This window comes from Thiospirillum jenense (assembly GCF_014145225.1).
GTDB lineage: Bacteria > Pseudomonadota > Gammaproteobacteria > Chromatiales > Chromatiaceae > Thiospirillum > Thiospirillum jenense.
This window is the reverse complement of record NZ_JABVCQ010000025.1, coordinates 20,881-46,092: the sequence shown is the minus strand read 5'-3', so window position 1 is coordinate 46,092 and position 25,212 is coordinate 20,881. Positions and strand designations below refer to the sequence as shown.

21 protein-coding genes are annotated in these 25,212 nt (G+C 48.0%); 15 read left to right on the top strand and 6 right to left on the bottom strand.

All coding sequences use genetic code 11. The features are described from left to right. The first annotated feature begins 171 nt into the window (after positions 1-171). Positions 172-1,182, top strand: coding sequence for an NAD-dependent epimerase (locus HUK38_RS11115; protein ID WP_182584403.1), 1,011 nt, complete (start codon positions 172-174; stop codon positions 1,180-1,182). Positions 1,183-1,251: 69 nt separating this feature from the next. Here the strand turns inward: HUK38_RS11115 and HUK38_RS11110 are convergent, their stop codons facing one another. The 3 genes from HUK38_RS11110 to HUK38_RS11100 form a co-directional block, all read right to left on the bottom strand. Then, complete coding sequence (locus HUK38_RS11110) at positions 1,252-2,898, bottom strand: AMP-binding protein (RefSeq protein ID WP_182584402.1); 1,647 nt, start codon at positions 2,896-2,898, stop codon at positions 1,252-1,254. Between the two features lie 98 nt (positions 2,899-2,996). Further along, positions 2,997-4,796: a hypothetical protein gene (locus HUK38_RS11105; protein ID WP_182584401.1), complete on the bottom strand. Its 1,800-nt coding sequence runs from the start codon at positions 4,794-4,796 to the stop codon at positions 2,997-2,999. Between the two features lie 125 nt (positions 4,797-4,921). Then, positions 4,922-6,265: a dihydroorotase gene (locus tag HUK38_RS11100; RefSeq protein WP_182584400.1), complete on the bottom strand. Its 1,344-nt coding sequence runs from the start codon at positions 6,263-6,265 to the stop codon at positions 4,922-4,924. A gap of 84 nt (positions 6,266-6,349) precedes the next feature. On the opposite strand from HUK38_RS11100, the gene HUK38_RS11095 reads away from it, so the two are divergent. After that, complete coding sequence (locus HUK38_RS11095; RefSeq protein WP_182584399.1) at positions 6,350-7,621, top strand: SDR family oxidoreductase; 1,272 nt, start codon at positions 6,350-6,352, stop codon at positions 7,619-7,621. A gap of 81 nt (positions 7,622-7,702) precedes the next feature. On the opposite strand, the gene HUK38_RS11090 is transcribed toward HUK38_RS11095, so the two are convergent. Further along, positions 7,703-9,961: a penicillin-binding protein 1A gene (locus HUK38_RS11090; protein WP_420825173.1), complete on the bottom strand. Its 2,259-nt coding sequence runs from the start codon at positions 9,959-9,961 to the stop codon at positions 7,703-7,705. A gap of 991 nt (positions 9,962-10,952) precedes the next feature. On the opposite strand from HUK38_RS11090, the gene HUK38_RS11085 reads away from it, so the two are divergent. The 11 genes from HUK38_RS11085 to fdxB all read left to right on the top strand — a co-directional run bounded on the left by HUK38_RS11085 (position 10,953) and on the right by fdxB (position 19,881). Next, positions 10,953-11,897 carry an ATP-binding protein gene (locus tag HUK38_RS11085; RefSeq protein ID WP_182584398.1) on the top strand — a complete coding sequence of 315 codons (945 nt, stop codon included), beginning with the start codon at positions 10,953-10,955 and terminating at the stop codon, positions 11,895-11,897. A gap of 20 nt (positions 11,898-11,917) precedes the next feature. Beyond that, positions 11,918-12,589, top strand: a complete 672-nt coding sequence (locus HUK38_RS11080) for a response regulator transcription factor (protein ID WP_182584397.1) — start codon at positions 11,918-11,920, stop codon at positions 12,587-12,589. Between the two features lie 341 nt (positions 12,590-12,930). Next, on the top strand, positions 12,931-13,470 hold the full coding sequence (locus tag HUK38_RS11075; RefSeq protein ID WP_182584396.1) for a DUF4440 domain-containing protein: 540 nt from the start codon (positions 12,931-12,933) through the stop codon (positions 13,468-13,470). Positions 13,471-13,818: 348 nt separating this feature from the next. Next, entirely contained in the window at positions 13,819-14,208 is a 390-nt protein-coding gene (locus tag HUK38_RS11070) for a bacteriohemerythrin (protein WP_182584395.1), read from the top strand. A 248-nt stretch (positions 14,209-14,456) separates the two neighbouring features. Next, positions 14,457-14,642 (top strand): FaeA/PapI family transcriptional regulator, encoded by a 186-nt coding sequence (locus HUK38_RS15405; RefSeq protein ID WP_202985551.1) that lies wholly within the window; start codon positions 14,457-14,459, stop codon positions 14,640-14,642. 153 nt (positions 14,643-14,795) lie between these two features. Then, a complete protein-coding gene (locus HUK38_RS11060; RefSeq protein ID WP_182584394.1) occupies positions 14,796-15,452 on the top strand; it encodes a thiopurine S-methyltransferase in 657 nt (218 codons plus the stop codon). 136 nt (positions 15,453-15,588) lie between these two features. Then, positions 15,589-17,004 carry a nitrogenase iron-molybdenum cofactor biosynthesis protein NifE gene (gene nifE, locus HUK38_RS11055; protein ID WP_182584393.1) on the top strand — a complete coding sequence of 472 codons (1,416 nt, stop codon included), beginning with the start codon at positions 15,589-15,591 and terminating at the stop codon, positions 17,002-17,004. Further along, positions 17,001-18,398, top strand: coding sequence for a nitrogenase iron-molybdenum cofactor biosynthesis protein NifN (nifN, locus tag HUK38_RS11050; RefSeq protein ID WP_182584392.1), 1,398 nt, complete (start codon positions 17,001-17,003; stop codon positions 18,396-18,398). Before nifE ends, nifN begins: the two co-directional genes overlap by 4 nt. A 37-nt stretch (positions 18,399-18,435) precedes the next feature. After that, positions 18,436-18,930, top strand: coding sequence for a NifB/NifX family molybdenum-iron cluster-binding protein (locus HUK38_RS11045; protein ID WP_182584391.1), 495 nt, complete (start codon positions 18,436-18,438; stop codon positions 18,928-18,930). A gap of 39 nt (positions 18,931-18,969) precedes the next feature. Beyond that, positions 18,970-19,446 carry a NifX-associated nitrogen fixation protein gene (locus tag HUK38_RS11040; RefSeq protein WP_182584390.1) on the top strand — a complete coding sequence of 159 codons (477 nt, stop codon included), beginning with the start codon at positions 18,970-18,972 and terminating at the stop codon, positions 19,444-19,446. Positions 19,447-19,578: 132 nt separating this feature from the next. Beyond that, positions 19,579-19,881, top strand: a complete 303-nt coding sequence (gene fdxB, locus HUK38_RS11035) for a ferredoxin III, nif-specific (protein WP_182584389.1) — start codon at positions 19,579-19,581, stop codon at positions 19,879-19,881. 93 nt (positions 19,882-19,974) lie between these two features. On the opposite strand, the gene HUK38_RS11030 is transcribed toward fdxB, so the two are convergent. Then, positions 19,975-21,225: a type I restriction endonuclease gene (locus HUK38_RS11030; protein WP_182584388.1), complete on the bottom strand. Its 1,251-nt coding sequence runs from the start codon at positions 21,223-21,225 to the stop codon at positions 19,975-19,977. Between the two features lie 529 nt (positions 21,226-21,754). Next, positions 21,755-22,045 (bottom strand): DUF167 domain-containing protein, encoded by a 291-nt coding sequence (locus tag HUK38_RS11025; protein ID WP_182584387.1) that lies wholly within the window; start codon positions 22,043-22,045, stop codon positions 21,755-21,757. Positions 22,046-22,207: 162 nt separating this feature from the next. Here HUK38_RS11025 and HUK38_RS11020 point away from each other — a divergent pair, with 162 nt between their 5' ends. Then, complete coding sequence (locus HUK38_RS11020; protein WP_182584386.1) at positions 22,208-22,846, top strand: LolA family protein; 639 nt, start codon at positions 22,208-22,210, stop codon at positions 22,844-22,846. 31 nt (positions 22,847-22,877) lie between these two features. Then, positions 22,878-25,205, top strand: coding sequence for an MMPL family transporter (locus tag HUK38_RS11015; RefSeq protein WP_182584385.1), 2,328 nt, complete (start codon positions 22,878-22,880; stop codon positions 25,203-25,205). Positions 25,206-25,212: the final 7 nt, after the last annotated feature.

Below are 25,212 nucleotides of genomic sequence, written 5' to 3'. Positions count from 1 at the left end.
TAGCAATAGAACACCGCGTTGTCGGAATGATAACGCACTTGGCACGTCAGCAATGCTGTTATTATACGCTTCTGATTGCGTTGATTGTCAATTGATTTAGCGCGTATGATAGCAATGACACCAGTGATTTGCTGTCATGTTGTTTTCCAATCATCCAACACACGAGGCTGTATGAAAGTTTTAATTACCGGCACGGCGGGTTTTATTGGCTCAAACTTAGCACTGCGTTTATTAGAACGCGGTGACGAGGTGATTGGCATTGATAATTTGAATGATTATTATGATGTCAACCTCAAGCGAGCGCGTTTAGACCGACTACTTGCCTATGAACGTTTTATTGATTTGCGCTTAAACTTAGAAGATCGCGCCGGCATTGCAACCGCTTTTGCCAAATACCAACCGCAGCGCGTGGTCAATTTAGCCGCCCAAGCCGGGGTGCGCTATTCAATTGATAATCCATTGGCTTATATTGATACTAATCTGGTTGGGTTTGCGCATATTTTAGAAGGCTGTCGTCATCAGGGTATTGAACATTTGGTGTATGCGTCCAGTAGTTCGGTGTATGGCGCGAATACACAAATGCCATTTTCGGTGCATGACAATGTGGATCATCCGCTCAGTTTATATGCCGCCAGTAAAAAAGCAAATGAATTAATGGCGCACACCTATAGCCATTTATTTCAATTGCCAACCACTGGTTTACGCTTCTTCACTGTCTATGGACCTTGGGGGCGGCCGGACATGGCGTTATTCAAATTCACCCGCGCTATTCTCGCCAATGAACCCATTGATGTGTTTAATTACGGCCACCACCGCCGCGACTTCACTTATATTGATGATATTGTCGAAGGCGTCATTCGTGTATTGGATCGCATTGCCCAACCCAATCCCAATTGGCGCGGTGATGCCCCCGATTCAGCCAATAGTTTAGCGCCCTATCGCTTGTATAATATCGGTAATAACCAGCCGGTTGAATTGCTGCATTACATTGCCGTATTGGAACAATGTTTGGGTAAAACAGCCGTTAAAAACTTATTGCCGTTGCAATTGGGTGATGTGCCAGATACCTATGCAGACGTGACCGATTTGGTTGCTGATGTGGATTATAAACCTGCCACGTCAGTTGAAACTGGCATCGCTCGCTTTGTCGAGTGGTATTTGAATTATTACAAACACAATTAGATCGTTAAAGTTGTATTAAGGTGAATTGATCGTTCCCACGTTCCAGCGTGGGAACGCAAAATTTTATCATCACGTCATTTCCAATGCGCGCAATGACAAATAATCAATCTTGCCCGTTCCCAGCAATGGTAACGTCTCCAATACTTTAATACGGCGCGGCAAAACAATTTCTGGATAACCCTGATTGCGCACCGCCGTTACTAATTGCTCGCGGGTTAATGCCGCATCAGTGGTGCATAAAATAATGGCTTCACCGCGCCCAACATCGGCAATACAAATCGCCGCGTGTAATGCGTCAGTAGAAATCGCCCGTGCCACGCTTTCTATTAACTCCAATGACACCATTTCACCCGCCACTTTCGCAAACCGTTTTAAGCGGCCGGTAATATGAATAAATCCGTCGCTATCAATCATTACCACATCACCCGTATTATACCAACCCAGACCGGCAATAGACGCGGGCGGTTCTAATTGCGCGGGCGCTGTATAATGATAATAACCCAACATTAAATTATCACCGCACACATGCAATTCACCGCCGCTATGAATCTCGGGAACTGGAATGACTTGCGCTGCAATCCCGGGTAATAACTGCCCGACGCTGCCAATACGATTGGCGGTTGGCGTATTGACCGCCAATACAGGTGCGGTTTCAGTCGCGCCATAGCCTTCTAAAATATCAATGCCGAAGTGTTCCGACCAGAGATGCCGCACTGGTGCTGCTAATTTTTCAGCACCGGCAACCACATAGCGCAAACTTTCAAAATGCGCCCGACTGCCGTTTTGCGCATAGCGTAATAAAAAGGTGCTGGTGCCGAATAATACTGTGCTGCGTTTGGTGCGAATGAACTCGGGAATCAGTTTGAAATGCAGCGGGCTGGTGTAGAGCATTAACTTGGCACCGCTGACTAATGGTAACAAGGTGCCGGCGGTCAAGCCAAACGAATGAAAAATCGGCAAACAATTAAATACACTGTCGCGCCGATCAATGGATAACGCCGCCATAATTTGCGCGACATTCGTTAATAATGCACGATGCGATAAGACCACACCTTTAGGTTTACCTTCAGAGCCGGAGGTAAATAACACCACGGCCGGCGCTTCGGAATTTTGAATTGGTACAGCGCTCTTTGGTCGCCACCGCGCAAATAACATCAACCACAGTTTATCAAATAAACTGAACTGTTTGCGCAATGATTCAAGATAGATAAACTGCACTTGACGCACGGCGCCAATTGTCTCAGTTAAATCAGCTTTATTCAAAAAAGCGCGGGAAGTAATCACCGTTTTAATCTGCGCGACTTGACACGCATGTTGAATCCCATCACTCCCCGCCGTGTAATTGAGCATACAGGGAATGCGCCCGAAAGCTGATGTGCCAATTAATAATCCCATTGTCACCGTCATATTCGGCATTAAAATACCGATGTGTTCACCCGCCGCACTGTGTTTGGTGATTAACCGCCCGAGTACTAATGACAGTTGAATTAAATCAGCATAGCAATACTGTTTAGGCTGCATGTCTTCCCATTGGTCATGCACACAACCAAACTGTTGGCGGGCTTTAATTAATGCAGTAAAGAGCGTGTCAGTTGTTTGGTAATGAAACGGTCGTGGCGGATAATAAAGTGCGCCGGCGGTTAATGATTCTGGGGCAATCTGCGCAGAAAATTCCGCTGTCAAGTCTGAATCAGTGGGTAAAGATGACTGCGACATGTTCGCCTCCAATGATGATGTGATTTAAGCAAATACAGTGCGCAATGAACCTATCTAAATTATTCGATATGCGCCGTTCCGGATGATACGTTTATCATTCACTGCCGCGCTTGATTGCGCTGTTGGCAGAATTGAAAAGCACGTTGCCAAACGTCGAGCGCATGTGCATAACGTTCCAGCATTTCGGCTAATTGAGTTAATTGCGCGGTATTCACTAAAGCGGTTGGTTGTTGCAGCCGTTGCAATAGCCATTGGTTAATACGAGTGACATCGTGGCGCCAACTATTACAACCCGTTTGAGTTGTTGCTAATACTTGCCGAGTCAATGCAAAATGCTCGGACAATACGGTATGAAACCGCAATTGAATGATGTCATATAAACGGGATTTTAATTGACCACGCTGCGCCAGCGTTTGAATGGTTTGCGCGAGTATGTTTAATCGTTCTATTGGCGCGATTTCAATTGGCGCACGAATAGCTGCAATCCACAAAGTTAATACCGAATTAGCCGTTGGCGGCTCGGCTAATTGCGCCGGCGCAAATTGCCAATTACGCGGCGCGAATGGCGCATGATCTAATGCAAATGGCAACCGCAAACCAAAATCCTCCGGATAGAGATACCCCAGCAGGCTACCGAGCAGTGCATCTTCGCCACGCTCTGTCGGCATCACGGGCGGAATCAGGGCGGTGAGCGCCAGTCCTGCGCAGGTTGTGTGGTGTAACCGCGACACGTTGGTTAAAAGTGGCCGCTGAGTACCCGTGAACGCACAGCGCGGCGCGGCACGAAATTGTTGATACGCCGCCTCGTCGGTGTACAGATCAGGGATGGCAGTGGCGGCTTGATACAGCAAATAGTGATCGCCAACGCTACCGGTGTCGCCCAGTAACCCATTGACTGTAAAACGAATATTGCCTGGCGTGGCGTAGGGATGCACGGTGTTGGCAAACGCTGTTTCAGATAACGCGGCAGTTGTCAAGGGATCAGTCACCGCCTGACCGGGCAATTGCCGCAGCGCCGTCGCCAGCGGTAGCCCGAGCGTCTGGGCATGTGCCGCCAGCGGATCGCCGTCCCATGCCACCAGTTGTTGCGTTGCCGTCGCATGTTGCAAAAAAGCCCAGCCAACGCCCGCCCCCTCCGCAAATAACGGCTGCCAATCCGTGTTCGGCGCAACCCACGCGCTCGGCAGGGCGTCATCATCCAACATCAAAATGTGCTGCCCGGCATGTCGTAAAAACAATAAGTTATACAACACACCGTAGGTCGGCTGCCCCTGATGCGCGGGATTGGTGGCGTCAAGTAACCAACGCAACGTGTCGGCATCTGCGGCGAATTGCTGACAAAGTGCGTCTAACAGCGCCGATTGTTCAGCGCGCCCAACGTAGGTGATGTCGAACTGCGCCGCCAGCGCCCGATTGCGGGTGATGTGGTCAGCGTCACGCGAATCATCAATGATTTCAATAGGATAGCGGCTGCTCTCCGCCGCAGTGCGCGTTGCCAGCGCGGTCAACAATCGCTCCAGCGCCGCCGGGCGATCACAGGTGCGAATGCACACGGTGGTTATTGGCGTGGTGAATAACGGCGGGGCGGCGGTCTCAATTTTTTTTAATACCGCGTCGCTGCTGATGAATAATTGACGCGGTAATAACTGCATTAACGCGGCTAATATAAACTGTTCTTGTCCATTAAAATCAGGTGATAACGCGGCAATAGCGCGGGCGTGATCGGGGAGGGTGCGAAAGATGCGCAATTGATTTAAAAACGGTTGCCAGCGTGCATCAATTGCGGCAAGGGCGCCGGTGTCAGCGCGAATTAACATGATGCTGCGCGGGTCAATGGGTTGAATTGTCACGGGCGGCAGCGCGTATAATTGATTGGGATCAAAATTAGCAGTTGTCATGTATCATTAAACCGGTAGAATGTAAATAAAAAACGTCAATGGAAAGCGACCCTGATTAGCATAAAACGGAATTGAATAAATGGCAAATTAAATCATGTGCCACTCTGTTAAACACAGATGTTAAGTTATTGCCGCGTGGGGCCGAATTGCAATCGCTGCCCCCGCACCTGTGAATTAATTTGGCCGTGTTCATAAACAATGTCGCCATTCACAATAGTCATCATCACGCGAGCGCGCAATTGGCGACCGTGAAATGGCGTCCAGCCGCATTTGGATAAGACGTGTTCATTAGTCACAGTGTAGGGTGCGTTGGGGTGAATGAGTGTTAAATCAGCATAATAGCCTTCACGCAAATAACCGCGCTCTTTGAGATTAAAACAAGTGGCGACGGCGTGGCTAGTTTTATTGACCAATTCGGCGGGTGTTAAATATCCATCATGCACCAATTCAAATAACGCGGGTAATGCGTCCTGCACTAGCGGTAATCCAGATGGTGCATGAAAATAGGATTGGGCTTTTTCAGTTAAGGTATGCGGGGCGTGATCGGTGCCAATCACATCTAATTGCCCACTGGTTAATGCACGGCGTAAAGCCTCGCGGTCAGCAGTGGTTTTAACGGCCGGATTGCATTTAAGATGGGTGCCTAATGTGGCGTAATCACGGTCATCAAATGTCAAATGATGGACGCACACCTCTGCGGTAATTTGTTTATCTGCTATGTTGCCCGCTATAAATAAAGTTAATTCACGGGCGGTGGTAAGATGCAATACATGCAGGCGGGTTTTTAATCGTTTCGCTAATGACACGGCAAATGAAGATGAGCGCCAACACGCGGTTTCTGAACGAATCTCAGGATGCGCGGTCATTGGCACGGCGTCGCCATAACGCGCTCGCCAGGCGGCTTCATTGGTTAAAATCGTCGGCGTATCTTCGCAATGCGTGGCAATTAACACGGGCGCAGTTGCAAAGATGCGTTCTAATATTAGCGGATCATCCACTAATAAATTGCCCGTTGAAGCGCCCATGAATATTTTAATCCCGCAGGCTTGACCAATGGCTAAACGTTGAATAGCGTCGAGATTATCATTGCTCGCGCCGAAATAAAACCCATAATTTACACAACACACTTGGGCAGCGCGGGCGTATTTATGTTCTAATGTGAGTACATCTAATGTCGGCGGTTGCGTATTCGGCATATCCATAAAACTGGTAATACCGCCAGCAGCCGCGGCGCGTGATTCTGTGAATAATTCGGCTTTATGCGTTAACCCTGGTTCGCGGCAATGAACTTGGTCATCAATCATGCCGGGGAATAATAACCAACCATTGGCGTCAATTACGCGGTCAGCCGGACGGGATTGTAAATCAGCGCCAATTGCGGCGATGCGGCTGTTTTCAATCAACATGTCAGCAACAAAACTGCGCCCTTCATTAATTAACTGGGCATTGAGAATCAGTAAACTGGACATGGTGATTTCCTGTTATGATAACGGCAAAGCGGGTGGATGATGATAGAACACGATTGACAGTTAACGATCATTTAGCATAGCACAATGAGTGAATTAGCAACATTATTGGCGGATGCCAATTTAGCCGATCAGGTGAATTATGATGGTTGCGTGAGTCAATCTCATCAACCGCCGGTGGTTTTATTAACCGGTGCGACGGGTTTTGTTGGCGTACATCTATTAAATGCTTTACTGCATGATACCGATGCAGTGGTGTATTGTTTAATTCGGGCGCCCGATACAGCGGCGGCGCAAGCGCGCTTGATTGCGCAAATGCAAGCTAATCGGTTGTGGCGTGATGATTTAATCACGCGCATTGTGCCAATTGCGGGCGATTTAGAACAGCCGCAGTTGGGTTTAACGCCCGCGCAATTCACCGCATTAGCCGAACAGATTAACGTGATTTATCATAATGGCGCTGCGACGCATATTTTACCGCCTTATCATCATTTACGCCCGGCGAATGTATTGGGGACGGCTGAGATTTTGCGTTTGGCGGGTTATCTAACGATTAAACCCGTGCAGTTTATTTCCACATTATCATTATTTACACCCAAGCCATTGCCGTATCAACGAGCGCCGTTTAATGAACATGAAACGCCGCCCTGTCCATTGAATGCGTCGGGATATGTGCAAACAAAATGGGTGGCGGAGCGCATGGTGGAACGGGCTTTTCAGCGCGGTTTGCCGGGCAGTATTATTCGGATTGGGCGAATATTTGGCAATAGTCAAACGCAGGTGATGATGAATGATAACGATCAGTTGTATTTGTTATTAAAAGCCTGCGTGATGGTGGGGCAATTCCCGTTGTCATTGCAACCAATGCAGATGATACCGGCCGATTTTACTAGCCGAGCGGTGGTGTTATTTGCGCATCAAGCCAGCGCCGCGCAGCGTATTTTTCATTTGATTCATCCCCAACCCATTGCGTGGGAGGAATTATGGTCAAGCGTCCAGGGTTTTGGGTATTCATTAACTGGTGTCAGCGCGGCGGCGTGGGTTAATCAGGTTCAACGCCACGCTGCCGCCCTGTATCAATCGGATCCAACGACGGCGATGCAATTAAATTTGGCGGCGGCGCCGTTATTAGAATCGCCGTCATCTGCATTACAACGCACTGGGTTTGATGCGCGTTATGCAAACGAGTTATTAACAGCCGCTGGGCTAAATTATCCACCAATTGATGCGCAGTTTTGGCGCGGTCATCTTCAGTTTTTTCAAGAAATGAATTGGTTGCCGCCGCCAAATTGTTGTCCATCGCCATCAAATGTCGTGGCGTATTGGCGCTGGCGGGCAATGCAAAAACAGCGGCGTTAATTGCACGATGTTAATTGACCGTCGGCGCGGTTTATTCGATCACGCGGCGGAGTTCATTCCCGCTCATTTAAACAACGTTAATTAAAACAATTCATCCATTAAACGCGGTGTCACTTGACGCGGCGGCGGCGCGGGTTTGGGCGCGGGCGCGGCGGGTTTCGGTCTGGGCGCGGGCGCGGCGGGCGGCGGTTCAGGCGCATCGGCGGGGACATTTTGGCGATGCTCTTCGCTGACATATTCTAACGTGTCGCCGCTGCGCACCGTGACCATGCGCGGTGGCACTTTGAGCGTGATTTTCGGCAAATTTGGCAGGATTTCGCGCATAAAATCGACCCAAATGCCGAGTGCGGCCGTGCCGCCCCATTCACCCGAACCGAGCGGGCGGTTGTCGTCCATGCCCATCCAAACGGCGACCGACAGGTCGGGGTGGTAGCCGACAAACCACGAGTCGCGGGAGTCGTTGGTCGTGCCAGTTTTGCCGGCGATGTCGGGACGTTTTAAGACGCGAGCGCGGTTGCCGGTGCCGTGGGTGATGACTTCTTTTAGAATAGAATCAATGTTATAGGCGACGCGGGCGTCAATCACTTGCTCGGCGAGCGGGGCGTTGGCGACGCCGGTGGCATGGATGACGGCGGTCTGGTCGGGCGGCGCGGGTGTGGCGGATTCGACCCAGCAGGTGCGGCAGGCGCGGGCGGGATTGGCATCAAATAACAGGTTGCCGTTGACGTCCTCGATGCGTGAAATGAAGTACGGGACGACGCGGTAGCCGCCGTTGGCAAATACCGCGAAACCCGCCGCCATGTCCAGCGGTGAGGTGGCGCCGGCGCCGAGGGCGAGTGTTAAGTTGCCGGGCATGGAATTGGCTGTAAAACCAAAGCGTTGGATGTAGCCGCGAGTGTAGGCGACGCCGATGCGGTTGAGTAAATCAATCACGGCGAGGTTGCGCGAATGCACCAATGCCGAGCGGATGCGCATCGCACCGAGAAAGCGGCCGTCGGCATTTTGCGGCTGCCACCAACCGTTGCCGGTGCGCTGGGAGAACGGTTGATCGTACACAGTACTGGCGGGCGTCCAGCCTTTGGCGAAGGCGGCGGCGTACACGAATGGCTTAAAACTGGAGCCGGGTTGGCGGCGGCTATCAACGGCGCGATTGAATTTACTCCATGCAAACGCATAGCCGCCGGCGAGGGCTTTAATTGCCCCGTCATTCGGCGCTAATGCCACTAATGCGCCGCTGACTAATGGCACTTGTGCTAATTGCCATTGATCGTTTTTTATTTGCCGTAAGCGAATGACATCGCCCACTGCAACGGCATCATTCACCCGCCGGGGTGCGGGGCCGCGACCATTAGGAGAGCGATAGCGCCGCGCCCAATTGACTTGCGCCAATGTCAAGGTGCGTTTAATACCCGCACCGCAATACACTTCCGCAGCACGGGCGGTCACTTTAATCACCACGCCAACGGGTAAATCATTAATGAACGGGCGGGTTTCTAAATACTCGTCTAATTCTGTTTCGGTCAGTAGGGGCGCATATTTTAATTGCGCTTCGGGGCCGTGATAACCGTGCCGATGAGTATAAGCCATTAACCCGGTGTGCAGCGCTTCATCGGCCGCCGTTTGTAATGATTCATCAATCGTTGTATAAACACGCAAGCCCATTTGATAGGCGCCGGTTTCACCGTATAAATTGACCATTTCTTGACGCACCATTTCGGCGACATCATCCGCGTGGAATTCAATTTCGGGCGTATAAGGCGTCACTGCAACTGGTTCAGTTAATGCTTCTTGATAACGTGCTTGGGTAATTAACCCTAATTCGTACATGCGGGCTAAAATATAATCACGGCGGGTTTTAGCGCGTTTGGGATTGGTCAACGGGTTATTAGCCGACGGCGCTTTGGGCAAGCCGGCCAGCATGGCAATTTCCGCTATTGTTAATTGCGGCAGGGTTTTGCGGTAATAAAACTCCGCCGCAGCCGAAATACCATAGGCCCGATGTCCAAAGAAGATTTTGTTTAAATAGAGTTCTAAAATCTGCTCTTTGGTGAGCGTGGTTTCAATTTGCAACGCTAATAATAATTCAGCTAATTTGCGCTGCATGGTGCGCTCGCGGGTAAGAAAGAAATTACGCGCCACTTGCATCGTAATAGTACTACCGCCTTGCGTGGCATTACCTGTGCGCAATAAATGCAGGGCAGCACGGGCTAATCCAGTCAAATCAATCCCAACATGACCAAAAAACCGTTGATCTTCTGCCGCAATGAAAGCGTTAATGACTTCACGCGGCAAATCTTGATACGCAATAGCGCGGCGGCGTTGAATACCAAACTCGGCCATTAACGACCCCTGTGCAGTATAAATACGCAAGGGTTCTTCAAAGGTCACTTCGGTTAATTGACTGGTGTCGGGTAATTCAGCGCGAGTAATGGCTACCATCACAGCCGCCGCGAATAAACCAATAAATGCGACATCGAGTGGTAATGCAAAAATAGTTGCAATAAAGCGCGTAAACCAATTCAAAATTGCCCAACCAGCCCAGTGCTTCTTAATTCGCGGCGGCGGGGGCTGTGGTGCAGGTTTATTAGGATTAGGCGGGCGCTGGCTGGTGCGCCAAGCGGGTAAGGGTGGAGGTTTTGCCACGCTAAAATCCGTTAGATAGCCAAATAAAAATAGGGGCGGGGTCAGGCAAAGTGGACGGGTAACAATTCACTGTTACAGATGAAAAAAATCATGCTAGGATTTAGAGTGAATTCAGCCGGACACGTTGGTTTTTATTATTCACAACACTGGGCAACTGTCAAATAACCGACCTAACCATTTATTTCCTAGTATATCACAACAAGATAAATCAGACACCATGATACAATTTTTTGATCCGCGCATGAGCTTTTTATTCACGAGTGTTTTAGGCATTATTTTATCAATTACGATCTGGATTATTTTATCTAACCGCCATACGTTAGCAGTGCATTTATGGTGTGGTGCTGGATTATTTTCTAGTACAGCAACCTTACTATTAACATTGCGTGGCACTGTTCCAGATGTGTTGTCATTTTCGGTTGCCAACATGCTGTTATTAATTTCATTTTTGTCTCGCATTCAATCGCTACGGTTAGACCTTCAAACACCAATCTCATTTAAGTATCTAGCGATCATTTTTATAGCATTCTTTGTTGCTTACCAGTATTTATATCTGGTGGTTCAAAATAATCTGTTCCGCTTCATTTTTGCTATGGTGTGTTTTGCTTTATTCAGTTCACAAATCGCTTGGTGCGGTTGGTTAATATGGCGCCGGCAAGGATTCCGTAATAGTTTGTGGATTACTGGCGTGTACACTTTAATTACGCTCATTTATCTAATCCGCATCTTCACTGCCATGACTGGCTATTCCGAAGCGAATATTTTAGGCAAAAGTTTTGATGCTATTGCATTTCCAATTGCTTCGATTCTTTCAGCAGTTTTTGGCAACATTGGTTATTTAGGCGTGGCGCTAGATCGTTCATTGCAAATTACCAGAATAGCGGCAGCAACCGAAGCCCGTCAAATAGAAAACCAACGGTTGAGCGGACAAATTGCGCATTTAGATCGTCAACGAAGTTTATGTTTGCTTTCCACTTCACTCGGGCATGAATTAAATCAACCATTAACGGCAATTCTGACTCATGCACAAACTGTGAGGCGCCGATTACAGCGCGGTGATGCTGATATGAATGCCGTGTTCGCTGATTTAGATCGGATTGCGCATAATACACAACGTGCCAGTGATATTATCGCTCGTATTCGTGGGTTTATTCGCCCAGTGGCAACACATCAAGCGCCGGTGGACGTGCATCAATTGATTAATGAAGTCGCTGATTTAGTGGCAGCCGCTGCACGAACACAGCAAGTTAGGCTACACTTACCAGTATGTACTCAATTGGTGTATGTCAGCGGAGATGCCGTGCAATTATCACAGGTGGTATTAAATATATTACAGAATGCAATGGATGCGGTGACACATTCTACGCAGCGCGACATTTTTATAAAACTCATTGAGAATGATACTGAGATTAGCCTTCGTATTCAAGACACGGGTATTGGCTTAACACCAGAGGTATTCAATCAAGTCGGTCAACCTTTTTTCACCACCAAAGCCACCGGTTTAGGGATGGGATTTGCTATTGCGCAAACCATTACCGAGCAGCATGGCGGTCAATTGACGCTCACTAATGCTATGCCACAGGGCGCGCTTGCAGAATTGACTTTGCCGCGACTCATCATTCACTCCCACTAAATTAACTAATTGGGTTGCTTATGACACCAGAGTTTGCCAATCCACCTTATAAAAGTGACCGCGCTTGGATGAAACGGTGCGCCCAGGGGCATGTGGTTATCATTGATGATGACTTAGATATTTTAATGGCATTTAAGGCGCTCCTAGATTTAGAAGGGTATGCGTGTGAGACCTTTTCTTCTGCATTGGATTATCTGGAAGTATTACCATCAAGGCCATCTATTTGGATTGGGCCGCAATGTGTTTTATGTGATATTAAAATGCCCTTGATGGATGGCTTAGAATTGCAACGCCAGTTAGCTCTGCAAGATGATGTGCCGTTATTATTAATGAGTGGTTCAAGTGGTGCAGAAGAAGCGGTGACGGCCTTTCGTGCCGGGGCATTGGATTTTTTAATTAAACCCATTGATGCTGATGTGCTATTGACTGCTATTAATCAGGCGTTAGCTGTCAGCGCCACCCATCATCAAACGCAGGTATTGACGACGCGGTTAGAGACATTAACGGCGCGTGAATTGGAAGTTGCTCGACGGGTGGCGGCCGGACAGCGTAATAATGATATTGCTTTGGAGTTGAATATTGCACTGCGCACGGTCAAGTTATATCGCCACCGTGCAATGGAAAAATTGGAGGTGACGTCGGTTGCCGAATTGGTACGCATTATAGATGCGTGTCAAATAAAGACTCATTGATTGGCAAATGCGATCTCACAATAGAATGGCTTTTAATCGTGTGGCAACTGAGTTTTAGTTTGTTAAAAAATAGTAATTAGTGGTAAATAAACTGGCCGCTATTTACCAGTTTAATTGTGCAAAAGTGTATCATAAGCGGTGGGTTGTTGATGATTGATAGTAAAAAAGACGGCACCTTATTTCGAGTGAAGCCAGCGCGTAAATTTTGCTTGTCAACACTCCCCAACGACGCGCACAATTCACCAGTCACTATTGACTGTTCAAATGGTCGGTGACGCCACCCGTTGACATAATAACCGCTGAATATTTTAGGAGGTTAACGAATGAATGTTAATTCCATAATGAAACTGTCCATTATTGCTTGTTCTAGTATTGCGTTATTGTCCGGCTGTGCTTCGACGCGCCACCAATCTGATGATGTGGCGGGGGCCAAATCACAGCGGGTTGAAACCTGTAAAGCCACCAATGAACAAGAAATCGCGGCGTTATTTGATCGCTGGAATCATTCATTAGCAACCGGTGATCCGCATCAGGTGGTGGCAAATAATTATGCTGATCACTCGATTTTATTACCGACGCTGTCAAATAAACCGCGCCTGACACCTCTGGAAAAAGAGGATTATTTTCATCATTTTTTGGAAAACAGTCCAAAAGGTAAAATTGATTTACGCTTTATTGACATCGGGTGTAATACTGCATTAGATGCCGGCTTGTACACATTCGATTTTGCTAAAACTGGCAAATCGGCCAGCGGGCGCTATAGCTATACTTATGATTGGGATGGACGTAATTGGCTCATTACCAGCCATCATTCATCGTTGATGCCAGAAAAGGCGGCTGCTGCCCCCACGAAAAAAAAATACTGGCGTCGTCGTCATTAACACACGTTGCGATTAATCACACCGCGTCACACTCTGCGTATCAATTACCATTAAATACCCCCGCGCCGATCCCTAATTTGATTTGTGGGACGGCGCACTCGATATTAATCAATTAAAACCAAAACACCGCTCGACCAAGCAATTAAAATCCCGCGCTCGCAAATCTCATCAGTCATCACGTCATTTTAATTAATGGGTGTTGCAGAGATAAAAAACAGTTTTTATATTAACTGTCGCGTCCCGTTAGGTGTGTTAATCCTTTTTGAACGGGCGGATGAAACCGATCAAAAGACCGCGGCGTTTTTATGGTAATAAACACATCTTTAGTAATACATGAGGAAGTAACCCATGCAGCAATGGTCAAGCGAGTATTCTGTTGGCAATGAGTTATTGGACGCGCATCACCATGTTTTTTTTGAAATGGTGACCGAATTGCGCGATGACCTTGAAAAGGAACATAAAGACATTGATGCGCATACCATCATTGCCTTTTTAAGTGATTATATTGACATGCACTTTCACGTCGAAGAGCAATACATGACAGCAATTGGTTTTCCAGAATTAAGTAAGCATACTGTGGTGCATCATCAATTCGCAGAACATGTTAATGGCTTACTGCATCATTCGACACAATCGGCGTCTGAAGTTTTAAATTTTATGCAGCAGTGGTTAATACAACATATTCTGTGTGAAGATAAGTTATATTACCTTCATGCACAGCGCCAATTGCACAAGTAATTACGCTAGTTATTCCCGCACCGGGGGCATGGAAACCCACTGTAATCAATTACTGATTTATTGATTTGGATTGGGTTATTAATTGTGCATTCAGATTATAAAACCGGCGGCACTTGGGCGAGGGCAAACGCTGGTCACATTGCCACAAACTCATAAACCAACTGATGTAATTAAACCGCCCCTGACTGCGCCGGCTGTGAATTAAAAACCCCGCGCCGCCGTCATTAGATTTAATTGAAACGTCGCCCGTGTCGCAACTAACCGATGAATTGTTCGCTACCGTGCGCACATTAATAACCCGATTAACAACACCGCATACCGAGAGTGAATTGGCGGCAGTATTCGGTGTGTCAAAAGCGCAAATGAAATTGTGGTTAGCGCGTTTAATTGCGGAAGGCGTCATACAGAAAAGCGGGCGGCCGGTGCGTTATTAGGTCATTACGCCGCCGAATCAGCAATTAGATTTGTCACGCTCATCAGACATCACACAATTCAATCATTAAGTTGTCTGACGTAAATAATTGTTAATGGCAATTATTAAAAATGACCAATTTAAAATCAACATCGCCCCCACCGGAATAAATTAAATGACCCCCGAATTTTGGCAACAACGCTGGGAACGTGGCGAGATTGGCTGGCATCGTGCCGAGATCAACCGCCATCTGGCCGAACATTGGCCGACCCTCAACGCCGCGCCCGGCTGTCGCGTTTTGGTACCACTGTGTGGCAAAAGTCGTGATTTGCTGTGGTTAGCCGCGCACGGCCACCGCGTGATCGGCGTCGAACTCAGCCCGATTGCCGCGCAGGATTTTATTGCCGAACACGGTTTGACGGCGACGCGCACCCAATCGCCGCCGTTCGAGCGCGTGACCTGTGACGAGGTCGAATTGCTGATCGGCGATTTTTTCGCGCTGATGCCCGCACATCTCGGCACAATCGGCGCAATTTACGACCGCGCCGCGCTGATCGCGTTACCACCCGACCTGCGGCAGCGGTACGCCGCGCACTTGGCCGCGCTGGTGCCGAGCGGTGCCGTGTCGCTGCTGATTAGCGTGGATTACGATCAAAATTGCATGAACGGGCCGCCATTTGCGGTGAACGCCGCCGAAATCGCGCAATTATTTGGTGATGATTTTCACGTCGCGCAGGTGGGCGATCACGATGTCCTCGACGACGAGCCGCAATTTCGCGCTCGCGGACTTGACCGCCTGACCGAGCAGGTTTTTTGCCTGAAACGGCGCTGAATTGTCCGATTTATTCGGCAATTGTCTGATACCACACAGCGCGCCCGCCGCGATTTTCCCGCTTAATCAATCAGTTACTGCTTGGCACTCGAATTGCTAAAGCACAGTTTAATTGTGCTATTCAGGATGTCGAATAATGAAACAATCAGAAATTGCCGCGCTGTTGGATGAGCCGGCCTGTGAACATAATAATAAAAGTAAATCGGGTTGCGCGAAATTAAAACCCGGCGCGACGGCGGGTGGTTGTTCATTCGACGGCGCGCAAATCGCATTATTACCCATTGCCGATGTTGCGCACATTGTGCATGGCGCGAGCGCGTGTGCGGGTAGTGCGTGGGATAATCGCGGCTCTCGTTCATCGGGGCCAAAGTTATTCAAATTGGGCATGACAACGGATTTAACCGAGCAAGATGTCATTATGGGGCGCGGTGAAAAACGGTTATTTCACGGGATTAAACAGGCAATTGAAACCTATCAACCGGCGGCGGTGTTTGTTTATAATACTTGCGTCCCGGCGTTAATTGGTGATGATATAGATGCGGTGTGTAAAGATGCCACCACGCGCTGGGGTGTGCCGGTGATTTCAATAGACGCGGCCGGCTTTTATGGCACCAAAAATCTCGGTAATCGCATTGCCGGTGAAACGATGATTAAACAGGTGTGCGGTCAACGTGAACCTGCGCCCATTCCAATTGGAATTGAACGCCCCGATTTCAAAATCCACAATATCAATTTAATTGGTGAATACAACATCGCTGGTGAATTGTGGCATGTGTTGCCGTTATTAGATGAACTCGGCCTGCGGGTATTATGCACGTTGTCAGGTGATGCGCGTTTTCACGAGGTGCAAACGATGCACCGCGCTGAAGTGAATATGATGGTGTGTTCCAAAGCCATGATTAACGTGGCGCGGCAATTAAAAACCGCCTATGGTACGCCGTGGTTTGAGGGCAGTTTTTATGGCGTGACGGATATGTCGGCGGCATTGCGCGCATTCGCCGCGCACTTAAATGATGCCGATTTAACCGCCCGCACCGAGGCGTTAATTGCGCGTGAAGAATTAAACATTAACCAATTGCTGGCACCGTGGCGGGAGAAATTAACTGGCCGCCGCGCATTGCTTTACACCGGCGGGGTGAAATCGTGGTCAATTATTGCGGCATTACAAGATTTGGGCATGACCGTCGTCGCCACTGGCACCCGCAAATCTACTGAAGATGATAAAGCGCGTATTCGGGCGTTAATGGGTGAGGACGCGGTGATGATTGATGACGGTAATCCGCGTGGGTTATTAGATTTATGTCGGCAATACCAAACTGATATAATGATTGCCGGTGGACGGAATATGTACACGGCATTAAAAGCGCGAATGCCATTTCTCGATGTGAATCAAGAACGCGAGTTTGGCTATGCCGGTTACGCGGGGATGATTGAAATGGCGCGGCAAATAGATAAGACATTAAACAGCCCAATTTGGCCAGCGGTACGGAGTGCGCCGCCGTGGCGGGTCACGTCCAATTCATTTAATGAAACTGCCGGAGGTGCCGCATGAACCACAATCAATTCACCCCGCCAACCATTATTAAACGTAATAAAGCATTATCGGTCAGTCCTCTCAAAGCCAGCGCCCCGCTCGGTGCCGCGCTCGCGTGTTTAGGATTTAATCGCGCAATTCCAATGTTGCACGGCTCGCAGGGTTGCACTGCATTTGGCAAAATCTTTTTTATTCAACATTTCCGCGAAGCAATTCCGCTGCAAACCACCGCGCTCGATCAAGTCAGCGCGATCATGGGCAGCGACGAAAATGTGATCGAAGGTGTGCGGACGTTGTGCGCGAAACATCAACCCGCGTTGATCGGCATTCCCACGACCGGTTTGGTAGAGACGCAGGGCGCGGATGTTCGCCGTGCCGTGCGCGAATTTCGCCGCCGTCATCCCGAATTTGCCGACGTCGCGGTCGTGCCAATTGCCAGCCCGGATTACGTCGGGTCGCTCGAAACGGGTTACGCGACGGCGGTGCAGACGTTGTTAGCAGAATTGGTGCCAGAAGCGAGCGCGGCGGGGACGCGACCCGGCCGGCGGCAACGGCAAATCAATGTATTAGTCGGTGCGCATTTAACGCCCGGTGATTTGGAATACATTAAAGACACATTGGAACGTTTTCGCCTGCGCCCGGTGATCATTCCCGACATTGGCGACGCGCTCGACGGTCATTTAGCCGACAGCGATTACAGCGCATTAACCATCGGCGGCACTTTAATTGAAGAACTAATGACATTGGGTGACGCGGCGGCCACGCTAGTTATTGGCGGTTCAATGGCTGGCGCAGCAGATGTATTACGCGAACGGACGGGTGTATCCGATTACCGTTTTAATCATTTAATGGGATTAGACGCGGTGGATCAATTCATCGCTACATTAACATCTATTAGCGCCGAACCGGTGCCGGCGATCATCGAGCGGCAGCGGTCACAGTTACAAGATGCCATGCTCGACACCCATTTTGCGCTCGGCGGCAGTCGCGTCGCTATCGCTGCTGAAGCCGATTTATTGATTGCATTCAGTGAGTTAGTCGCCAGCGTCGGCGGCAGCACGGTCGCGGCCGTCGCGCCCACCAACAGCGCCCGCTTGCGGCAGGTGCGCGCCGAACAGGTGCAAATCGGCGATTTGGAGGATTTAGAACAGCGCGCCCGCGCCGCCGAAGCCGATTTATTATTATGCAATTCACACGGCGTTCATTCGGCTAACCGACTCGGCATTCCATTATTGCGCATTGGTTTTCCGCAATTCGATTTAATTGGTGGTTATCAACGTTGCTGGAGTGGTTACGCCGGGACGCGGCAGGCGTTATTTGATTTGGCCAATTTGATGTTGCAATTAGAAAAGGGCGAAATTCATCCGTATCATTCGCCGTTAAAACAAATGGCGGGCGCGGGTGTTCATTGATTAACGCCACAACTCGCCACCGGGAGTCAATGCACCAATGCCATTAGAACGCCGCCTCAAATTATTAACACCGGCAATGGATGAACCGGAACAGAACGCGCCGCTGCAATTAAAAGTGGCGTTTGCCAGCGCCGATTTACGCCATGTGGATCAGCACTTTGGTGCGGCGGCCGCGTTTGCATTGTATGCCATTACACCCGCGCACATCAATTTATTAGAAGTTGTCCAGTTTAATGACAGCGCAGTGATGGACGGCAATGATAATAAATTGACGGCGAAAATTGCGGCATTAAATGGCTGTGCGCTGGTGTATTGTCAAGCAATTGGTGCTGCGGCGATTAACCAATTGCGCACCAAAGGATTGCAGGCAATGAAAGTCGCGCCGGGGACGGCGATTAAAACGATATTAACTGAATTGCAACAGGAATTGCGCACGGGGCCGAGTGCGTGGTTAGCGCGAGTGATGACGCAGCACGGCGGGCGTGATGATGACCGATTTAACGCCATGGCCGCGGAAGATTGGACTGAATGACGGGTTTATTGACATCCATTTAAGATGAGGACTGAAAAGATGACTGATACCAACGCTGTTTTAATTGCCGAAGACGATCCAGTTTTGACGACTGAATTCGGCATGGAATTGATCCGCCAGCTGCGCGCAACGGATGCGTATGGTCATGCTGACACGGTCAGTAATACCAAAATGTTGAGCGTGTTTATTTTAACCGATGAAAAGAAACGCAGTCTGCCGGTGATTGGCAATGTGGATGCGCAGGCGATTGAACGCATCCAAGTGTTTTACAACACCATTGCGATTTTAATTGAAAAAGAATGCCGGTTAATGGCGACGTCGCTGGTGCATTTGAATAATGAAGGGTTCGGGCGGATTGTGATTACCGTCGGCAAATTAGTTGTATTGGATAAAACCGTGCGCGAGGCGCATCGCTTTGGTTTTCCGTCATTATCAAAGATGAAAGATGAAGCCGACAAGGTGCTGTCAATTGCATTAGAATTAATTGGCGATCATTCCTCGGTCGCCGGCTTATAATTGACCGTGCGCGGTTAATGATTAAAAATACTTCCGCAGTTGCCAATTGAACGTGACGCAATCATGCTTGCCCCACGCAATTGGTCACTGCAACTTGAATCGTAAAATCCATTGCAGCAGGATATAAAAACCATGCCCTCTATGACTGGTTTAACACGCGGCGGACGTGAATGGACACCCGCCTTTGTCATGGCCTTAAATCAAAACAAGTGCATTGGTTGCGGGCGGTGTTTTAAGGTCTGCCCGCGTGATGTATTTGATTTAATTGATCGAGATGATTTGGATTTAGATGATTCTGAATTCGATGATGATGATTTTGACGAAGCGCCGGGCATGGTGATGAGCTTAAAAGACGCCGATGATTGCATTGGCTGTGAAGCCTGCTCGCGGGTCTGCCCGAAAAAGTGTTTAAGTCATGCGCCATTAGCGGCATAATTTTTTAGTTATGGTAGCATTCCGTCCCGTGTCGGTAATCATTCACACCGGCAATGTGAAATATACTCTCACGGGCTTGATGTTTAGTTACTCTTATTCTCCATTAGCATTGCTAATAACATGCTTAATGGTTGCAGTTAATAATGAAGCAGATTGTTGAATGACTTGGTCTTTTGTGTAACTAATTCTGAACTTTGACTGTCGACACGAAGGAATTTTTGTAATGCCTTGGGGAATTAAAGGTTCTCCAAATTCTGATGGAATATTAAATCCAATCCAGGGGGTTTTTGATTCTACCGAAGCACGAATTATCCAGTTTGAAATGCTATTTAGATAAACGGAAAAATAAATATGATTGTTAGCATAAGAAATCTCTGCTCTCACTTTTTTGTTTTGACTTTTATCAAATATTTCCTGTTTGAAAAATTCTGATTGCTCAAAAAAGTTTTTGATTGCTGCGAATAGAATAAGTTCATCTTCTGTTACGACAGCCTGTTTTTTAGTTAGGGTTACTAAGTTGTCTTCTTGTATACTTTGGTCAGTGGATTCTTGTAAACTTTTTCTGTCAGCAGATGAATTGCCTTGCAATGTAGGCGAGCGAACTTCTTTATCAAGTGCGGCCACGGAGCGTCTGACAATATCTCTAAGCACTATTTGCAGTGCATCTTTAATAATTGGTTGAAACCGCTCTATTGATTTTAGACTAATTCGTCCAGTGTAACTAGCTTCTTCTGATAAAATCCAGCGAACAAACTCCTCAGATGGGTTGTTATCTCCTAAATCCAATTGTTTGCGTAAAAATCCAGAAATTTTAGTTGTATAATTGATTTGAGTTGCAAAATCTCTGATTGCGTTAGGAGAAAAAATAGCTTTATGAAATCTAGCAAAAATTTCTAATCCACGATCTAATTCAGTCAACTTTGTTATATTAAATGGTAGAGAGTCCATGATATTCAAATCACCTGTATCTGTATAAAACCTGTATTCGATACCATTTGTTAGTATTGCAAGTGACACCGATTTCGTAGCGTTAAAATACCTTGCTAATTGCCCCTCATGTCCGTCTAGTGACACATCAACCGATTTCACTTCAATATAAATACGAGGGATATTTTCAATAAGAATTGCAAAATCTACCTTTTCCTTTTGACCTTGTTTTTTTTCTGCCATGAAGTCAGCTTCGTATTCAGGACAGACCTCGGCTGGATTCCAAATATCAAAACCCAATGCATCTAACATTGGAAGTACTAGTGCTTGTTTTGTCGCTTCTTCTCCTTTATTTTTAACCATGGGAAGACGGGCAGTAATTTGATCGGCAACTGCTTTAAGTTTTTCTATAGACATGATGTACCTTCATTAAGTAGTGAATCATAGTTAATCCAACATAAAATCCTAATCGCTGCTATTGTTACGACCAACTTATCTGGAATTAATTGTGTTATTATCCTGTAAATATCAGTTTCGGTGATAGATTTTTTGTGTATGAGACTTAATTATGTATGTCATGACTGCATCTTATTTCGACAGCTATCGCGGTGCCGACAGCCGCACCCATTTTAGGTAATATATCAATCAACGTGATGCTACTCACACCATCAAAATAAGTCTCATCTTACATATTTTCAGGAGTTATGCGGTTCAGCGCATAACTGATTGATTTATTAAAAAGAGCGCATTTCGTTATTCCCGCGGCGGCAGGAATCTAGTAATTGTCGCAGTCTGGATTCCCGCTAACTTAACAGCCCTGCCCACGCTGGAGTGATGGAACAATCAATTTACAATTTACAACCCAATTGCGCAACCCCCGATTTTATGACTACTAAAATGTTTAAGTCATGCGCCATTAGCCGCATAAATCCCGTCAATTCAGCATTTAATTCGGCGGCGCTGTCACGATTGTTGGCAAGCGTTGGGGTGCGGTGATTCGCACCCGTTTCATTCGCGCATGATGACCGCTCATAATCACCACCGCCCGCTGCGGTACATGAAAACTTTCCGCCAATAATGCAATTAAACTGGCATTCGCTTTATCATCCACCGGCGGTGCGCGTAATTGCACTTTAATTGCCTCGCCAATAACATCAGCAAAACCATCCCGCCGCGCTCGCGGTTGCACCCGCACGTTAATTATTAAATCCTGCCCATCCCATTGATACCAGTTCATTGCTTGTCCATTGGCAAAGTAATCAAATTGTATTAAGATCAGTTAATCGCTCGCGGCCGCCAGCGCGGGAACATGATTAACACCACGCCATTAATCATACAAAACTTGCTGCTAACGTGGCACAATAGTGCCGTCGCGTGATCTAATCAACTCGGTTGCTGCATGAATACACATTTATTACCACCCGCCCGGCTGAATACACAACTTGCGCTCGTGCGGCGGCTGCTTTTAATTGTCATCTGGGCAATGCTGACTATTCAAAACCCGCCCGCCGGCGCCAATTCATTACAGCCGCCCGATGTCACCACGTTAATGGCATTATTGCGTCAAGTGCAAATGGTCGAGGTGCAATATCAAGAAACGGTCGAATCCAGTTTAATTCACACCGCCATTAGCACCCGCGGGCGTTTAATTTATCATACGCCAGATCGTATTCAACGCATCAGCGATCAAGGCGACGGCTTTATTCTCACTGGCGAACAGTTGCAACTCATCACAGCACACCAAGTGATTAAAACACTGTTAATTAGCGATATTCCGCCTTTGCAATTGTTAATTGGCACGTTGCGCGCCGTATTTGCGGGTGATCTTGCCACGTTGCGCACCCAATATCAATTAACCTATACGACGCAATTGGACAGGTGGACATTAGCATTAACGCCGCGCAATCCAACCCTCTTGCCGATGTTGCAACGGTTATTGATTAGCGGTGATGGCGTTAATTTAATCAGTCTTGAAATCACCGAAGCCAATGCTGACCGCCGCGTTTTACGAATGCAGTTAATCGCACGGCGGCCGTAGTTTTTTATTATTCGTACCCGCAACTATAAATATGACAACGCGCCGCTGGTTAATTCTGATAAGCTGGTGTTTATTATTAGCTACCCTGATCTGGTGGAATAGCATTTATTTAAAAATCAATACCGATTTTGCGCAGTTTTTACCACCATCTGCGACACAACAAGATCAGGTGTTATTAGCCCAACTGCGCGATGGTATTGCCGCTCGCACCCTGTTAATCCGCATTGGCGGCGGGTCAATTGAAACACTTGCCAAGACCAGCCGAGCGCTCGTTCATTCATTATCCACCGATCAACGTTTATTGCAAATTGCCAATGGTGGCATGAATTGGGCGGCACTGGCAACTGACGAATTATTATTCCGTTATCGCTATCTCATTGGCCCCGCGGCCAACTGTGTTAATCAGTTCACCATTCCCGAATTACACACCGCATTAACCACGCGATTAAATGAACTGGCCTCTGGCATGGCGCTTTTGGATAAACAACAGATCACGGCTGATCCGACCGCGTGTTACCGCCAATTATTGCGCAGTTTATTACCACATCAATTGCCGCATACGCAACAGGGCGTGTGGTTTAGTCCCGATCATCAGTATGCTTTATTAGTGGTGATTACCCGAGCAGCCGCATCAGATTTAACCGCGCAGCGGGCGATCATTCAACAGATCAATACCCAGTTCACGCAACTGACTGCTGCCACCCCCGAATTGACATTAGAACTGGCGGGGCCGGGGTATTTCGCCGTCAGCTCAGAGCAGACCATTAAAACGGAAACCACTTTATTAAGCATTGCGGCCAATATTGCGGTGGTTTTCATTCTGATTTTTGCCTTTCGTTCAATCCCGCTAGTGCTATTGGGCGTACTGCCATTATTCACCGGTTTAATGCTGGCCGCCGCGCTGGTCACGCTGTTATTCGGCAGTATTCACGGCATTGCATTTGCGTTGGGCATCACGTTATTAGGCGTGGCATTAGATTACCCAATACACGTTTATACGCACATTTCCCAAATGCGGGCAGCACACGCGCAATCTTTTTGGTCAACATTTTTATTCGGCGTGATAACAACGGTATTTGGCTACGCGGCGTTTATTTGGACACAATTAACTGGCTTAACGCAATTGGGTTTATTAGCCGCAGTGGGCTTATTAATTGCCGCGCTGACCTCACGGTATTTATTGCCGCAATTGATCCCGGCGCAGTATCAATTGCCCGCGCATCGTTGGCTGAATAGGTGGCAGCAGTTGTTACCAATACTATCATTACGCGCCGGCCGCTGGTTTTTATTTGCCAGCAGCGCGGTTTTAATTGCCGTGATTGGGTCAAGTGACACCATTTGGGAAACGGATATTCGCCGCTTGAGTACCATTCCTGCGGTCGAAATTATGAAAGATCGAGAGATGCGTTCGCAATTGGGCGCGGCCGATGTGGCGCGCTTATTTTATGTGATTGGTGAGAGCGAAGCGGCGCTATTAACGCAATTAGAAGCGGCACTTCCGGCATTAGAACAATTAAAACAGCGCAGCGTGATTGGTGGATTTGAAAACGTCGCGCAATGGCTACCGAGTCCCGCCACGCAATTAGCGCGTCAATTCGCCATGCCGTCGCGTGTTGAATTAACCAGCGCATTGACGGCGGCGAATCACGACCTGCCATTTCGATTAGAGCGTTTCACTCCATTCCTCGATGCGATTGAACAGAGTAAAACCTTGCCGCCGTTGCAATTGGCCGATTTAGCCAACAGTGTATTAGCCGTGCGCGCCGGTTTATTAGTGCAACCATTCGGGCAGCAATGGTTAGGTTTAATCCCGTTATCGGATGTGAAAGACGCGCCCGCCGTCGCTGCATTACAACAATTGGCCGCACAGCAACATTTACACTATTTAGATTTACGCCAAGCCAGCGGCGCGTTATTAACCCATTTTTTCAATACCACCACCCGCCAATTACCACTCGTCGCACTGGCGATCATTGCTGTATTATTTATTGCTCGGCGGCGCTGGGGACAAATAGAACCGGTGTTATTACCAATCAGTTTAACCATCGTATTGACGGTATTAAGCCTGATATTTATTCACAGCCAATTAAACCTATTCCATTTGATTTCATTAGTCTTGGTGACGGGTTTGGGAATTGACTACAGCCTCTTTTGCAGTCGCCAAATCAATAGCGCCAGCGAACAAACCCGTACCGTATTTGCCGTCACCATTGCCGCGTTATCCACCGCCGTCATGTTTGGTTTATTAGCTTTTTCCGCCTTACCGCCGCTCAATTCAATTGGCGTCACTGCCACCATTGGCATTGGTTGGGCGTATTTAACGGCAATGACACTCGCACGAGCGCAATCAGTCGGCTAAAATGCGC

Excerpts from the sequence above, each read along its gene's own strand:
- HUK38_RS11115 (WP_182584403.1), top strand. The coding sequence starts at position 172 with ATGAAAGTTTTAATTACCGGCACGGCGGGTTTTATTGGCTCAAACTTA.
- HUK38_RS11110 (WP_182584402.1), bottom strand. The coding sequence starts at position 2,898 with ATGTCGCAGTCATCTTTACCCACTGATTCAGACTTGACAGCGGAATTT.
- HUK38_RS11105 (WP_182584401.1), bottom strand. The coding sequence starts at position 4,796 with ATGACAACTGCTAATTTTGATCCCAATCAATTATACGCGCTGCCGCCC.
- HUK38_RS11100 (WP_182584400.1), bottom strand. The coding sequence starts at position 6,265 with ATGTCCAGTTTACTGATTCTCAATGCCCAGTTAATTAATGAAGGGCGC.
- HUK38_RS11095 (WP_182584399.1), top strand. The coding sequence starts at position 6,350 with ATGAGTGAATTAGCAACATTATTGGCGGATGCCAATTTAGCCGATCAG.
- HUK38_RS11090 (WP_420825173.1), bottom strand. The coding sequence starts at position 9,961 with ATGGCCGAGTTTGGTATTCAACGCCGCCGCGCTATTGCGTATCAAGAT.
- HUK38_RS11080 (WP_182584397.1), top strand. The coding sequence starts at position 11,918 with ATGACACCAGAGTTTGCCAATCCACCTTATAAAAGTGACCGCGCTTGG.
- HUK38_RS11075 (WP_182584396.1), top strand. The coding sequence starts at position 12,931 with ATGAAACTGTCCATTATTGCTTGTTCTAGTATTGCGTTATTGTCCGGC.
- HUK38_RS11070 (WP_182584395.1), top strand. The coding sequence starts at position 13,819 with ATGCAGCAATGGTCAAGCGAGTATTCTGTTGGCAATGAGTTATTGGAC.
- HUK38_RS11060 (WP_182584394.1), top strand. The coding sequence starts at position 14,796 with ATGACCCCCGAATTTTGGCAACAACGCTGGGAACGTGGCGAGATTGGC.
- nifE (WP_182584393.1), top strand. The coding sequence starts at position 15,589 with ATGAAACAATCAGAAATTGCCGCGCTGTTGGATGAGCCGGCCTGTGAA.
- nifN (WP_182584392.1), top strand. The coding sequence starts at position 17,001 with ATGAACCACAATCAATTCACCCCGCCAACCATTATTAAACGTAATAAA.
- HUK38_RS11045 (WP_182584391.1), top strand. The coding sequence starts at position 18,436 with ATGCCATTAGAACGCCGCCTCAAATTATTAACACCGGCAATGGATGAA.
- HUK38_RS11040 (WP_182584390.1), top strand. The coding sequence starts at position 18,970 with ATGACTGATACCAACGCTGTTTTAATTGCCGAAGACGATCCAGTTTTG.
- fdxB (WP_182584389.1), top strand. The coding sequence starts at position 19,579 with ATGCCCTCTATGACTGGTTTAACACGCGGCGGACGTGAATGGACACCC.
- HUK38_RS11030 (WP_182584388.1), bottom strand. The coding sequence starts at position 21,225 with ATGTCTATAGAAAAACTTAAAGCAGTTGCCGATCAAATTACTGCCCGT.
- HUK38_RS11025 (WP_182584387.1), bottom strand. The coding sequence starts at position 22,045 with ATGAACTGGTATCAATGGGATGGGCAGGATTTAATAATTAACGTGCGG.
- HUK38_RS11020 (WP_182584386.1), top strand. The coding sequence starts at position 22,208 with ATGAATACACATTTATTACCACCCGCCCGGCTGAATACACAACTTGCG.
- HUK38_RS11015 (WP_182584385.1), top strand. The coding sequence starts at position 22,878 with ATGACAACGCGCCGCTGGTTAATTCTGATAAGCTGGTGTTTATTATTA.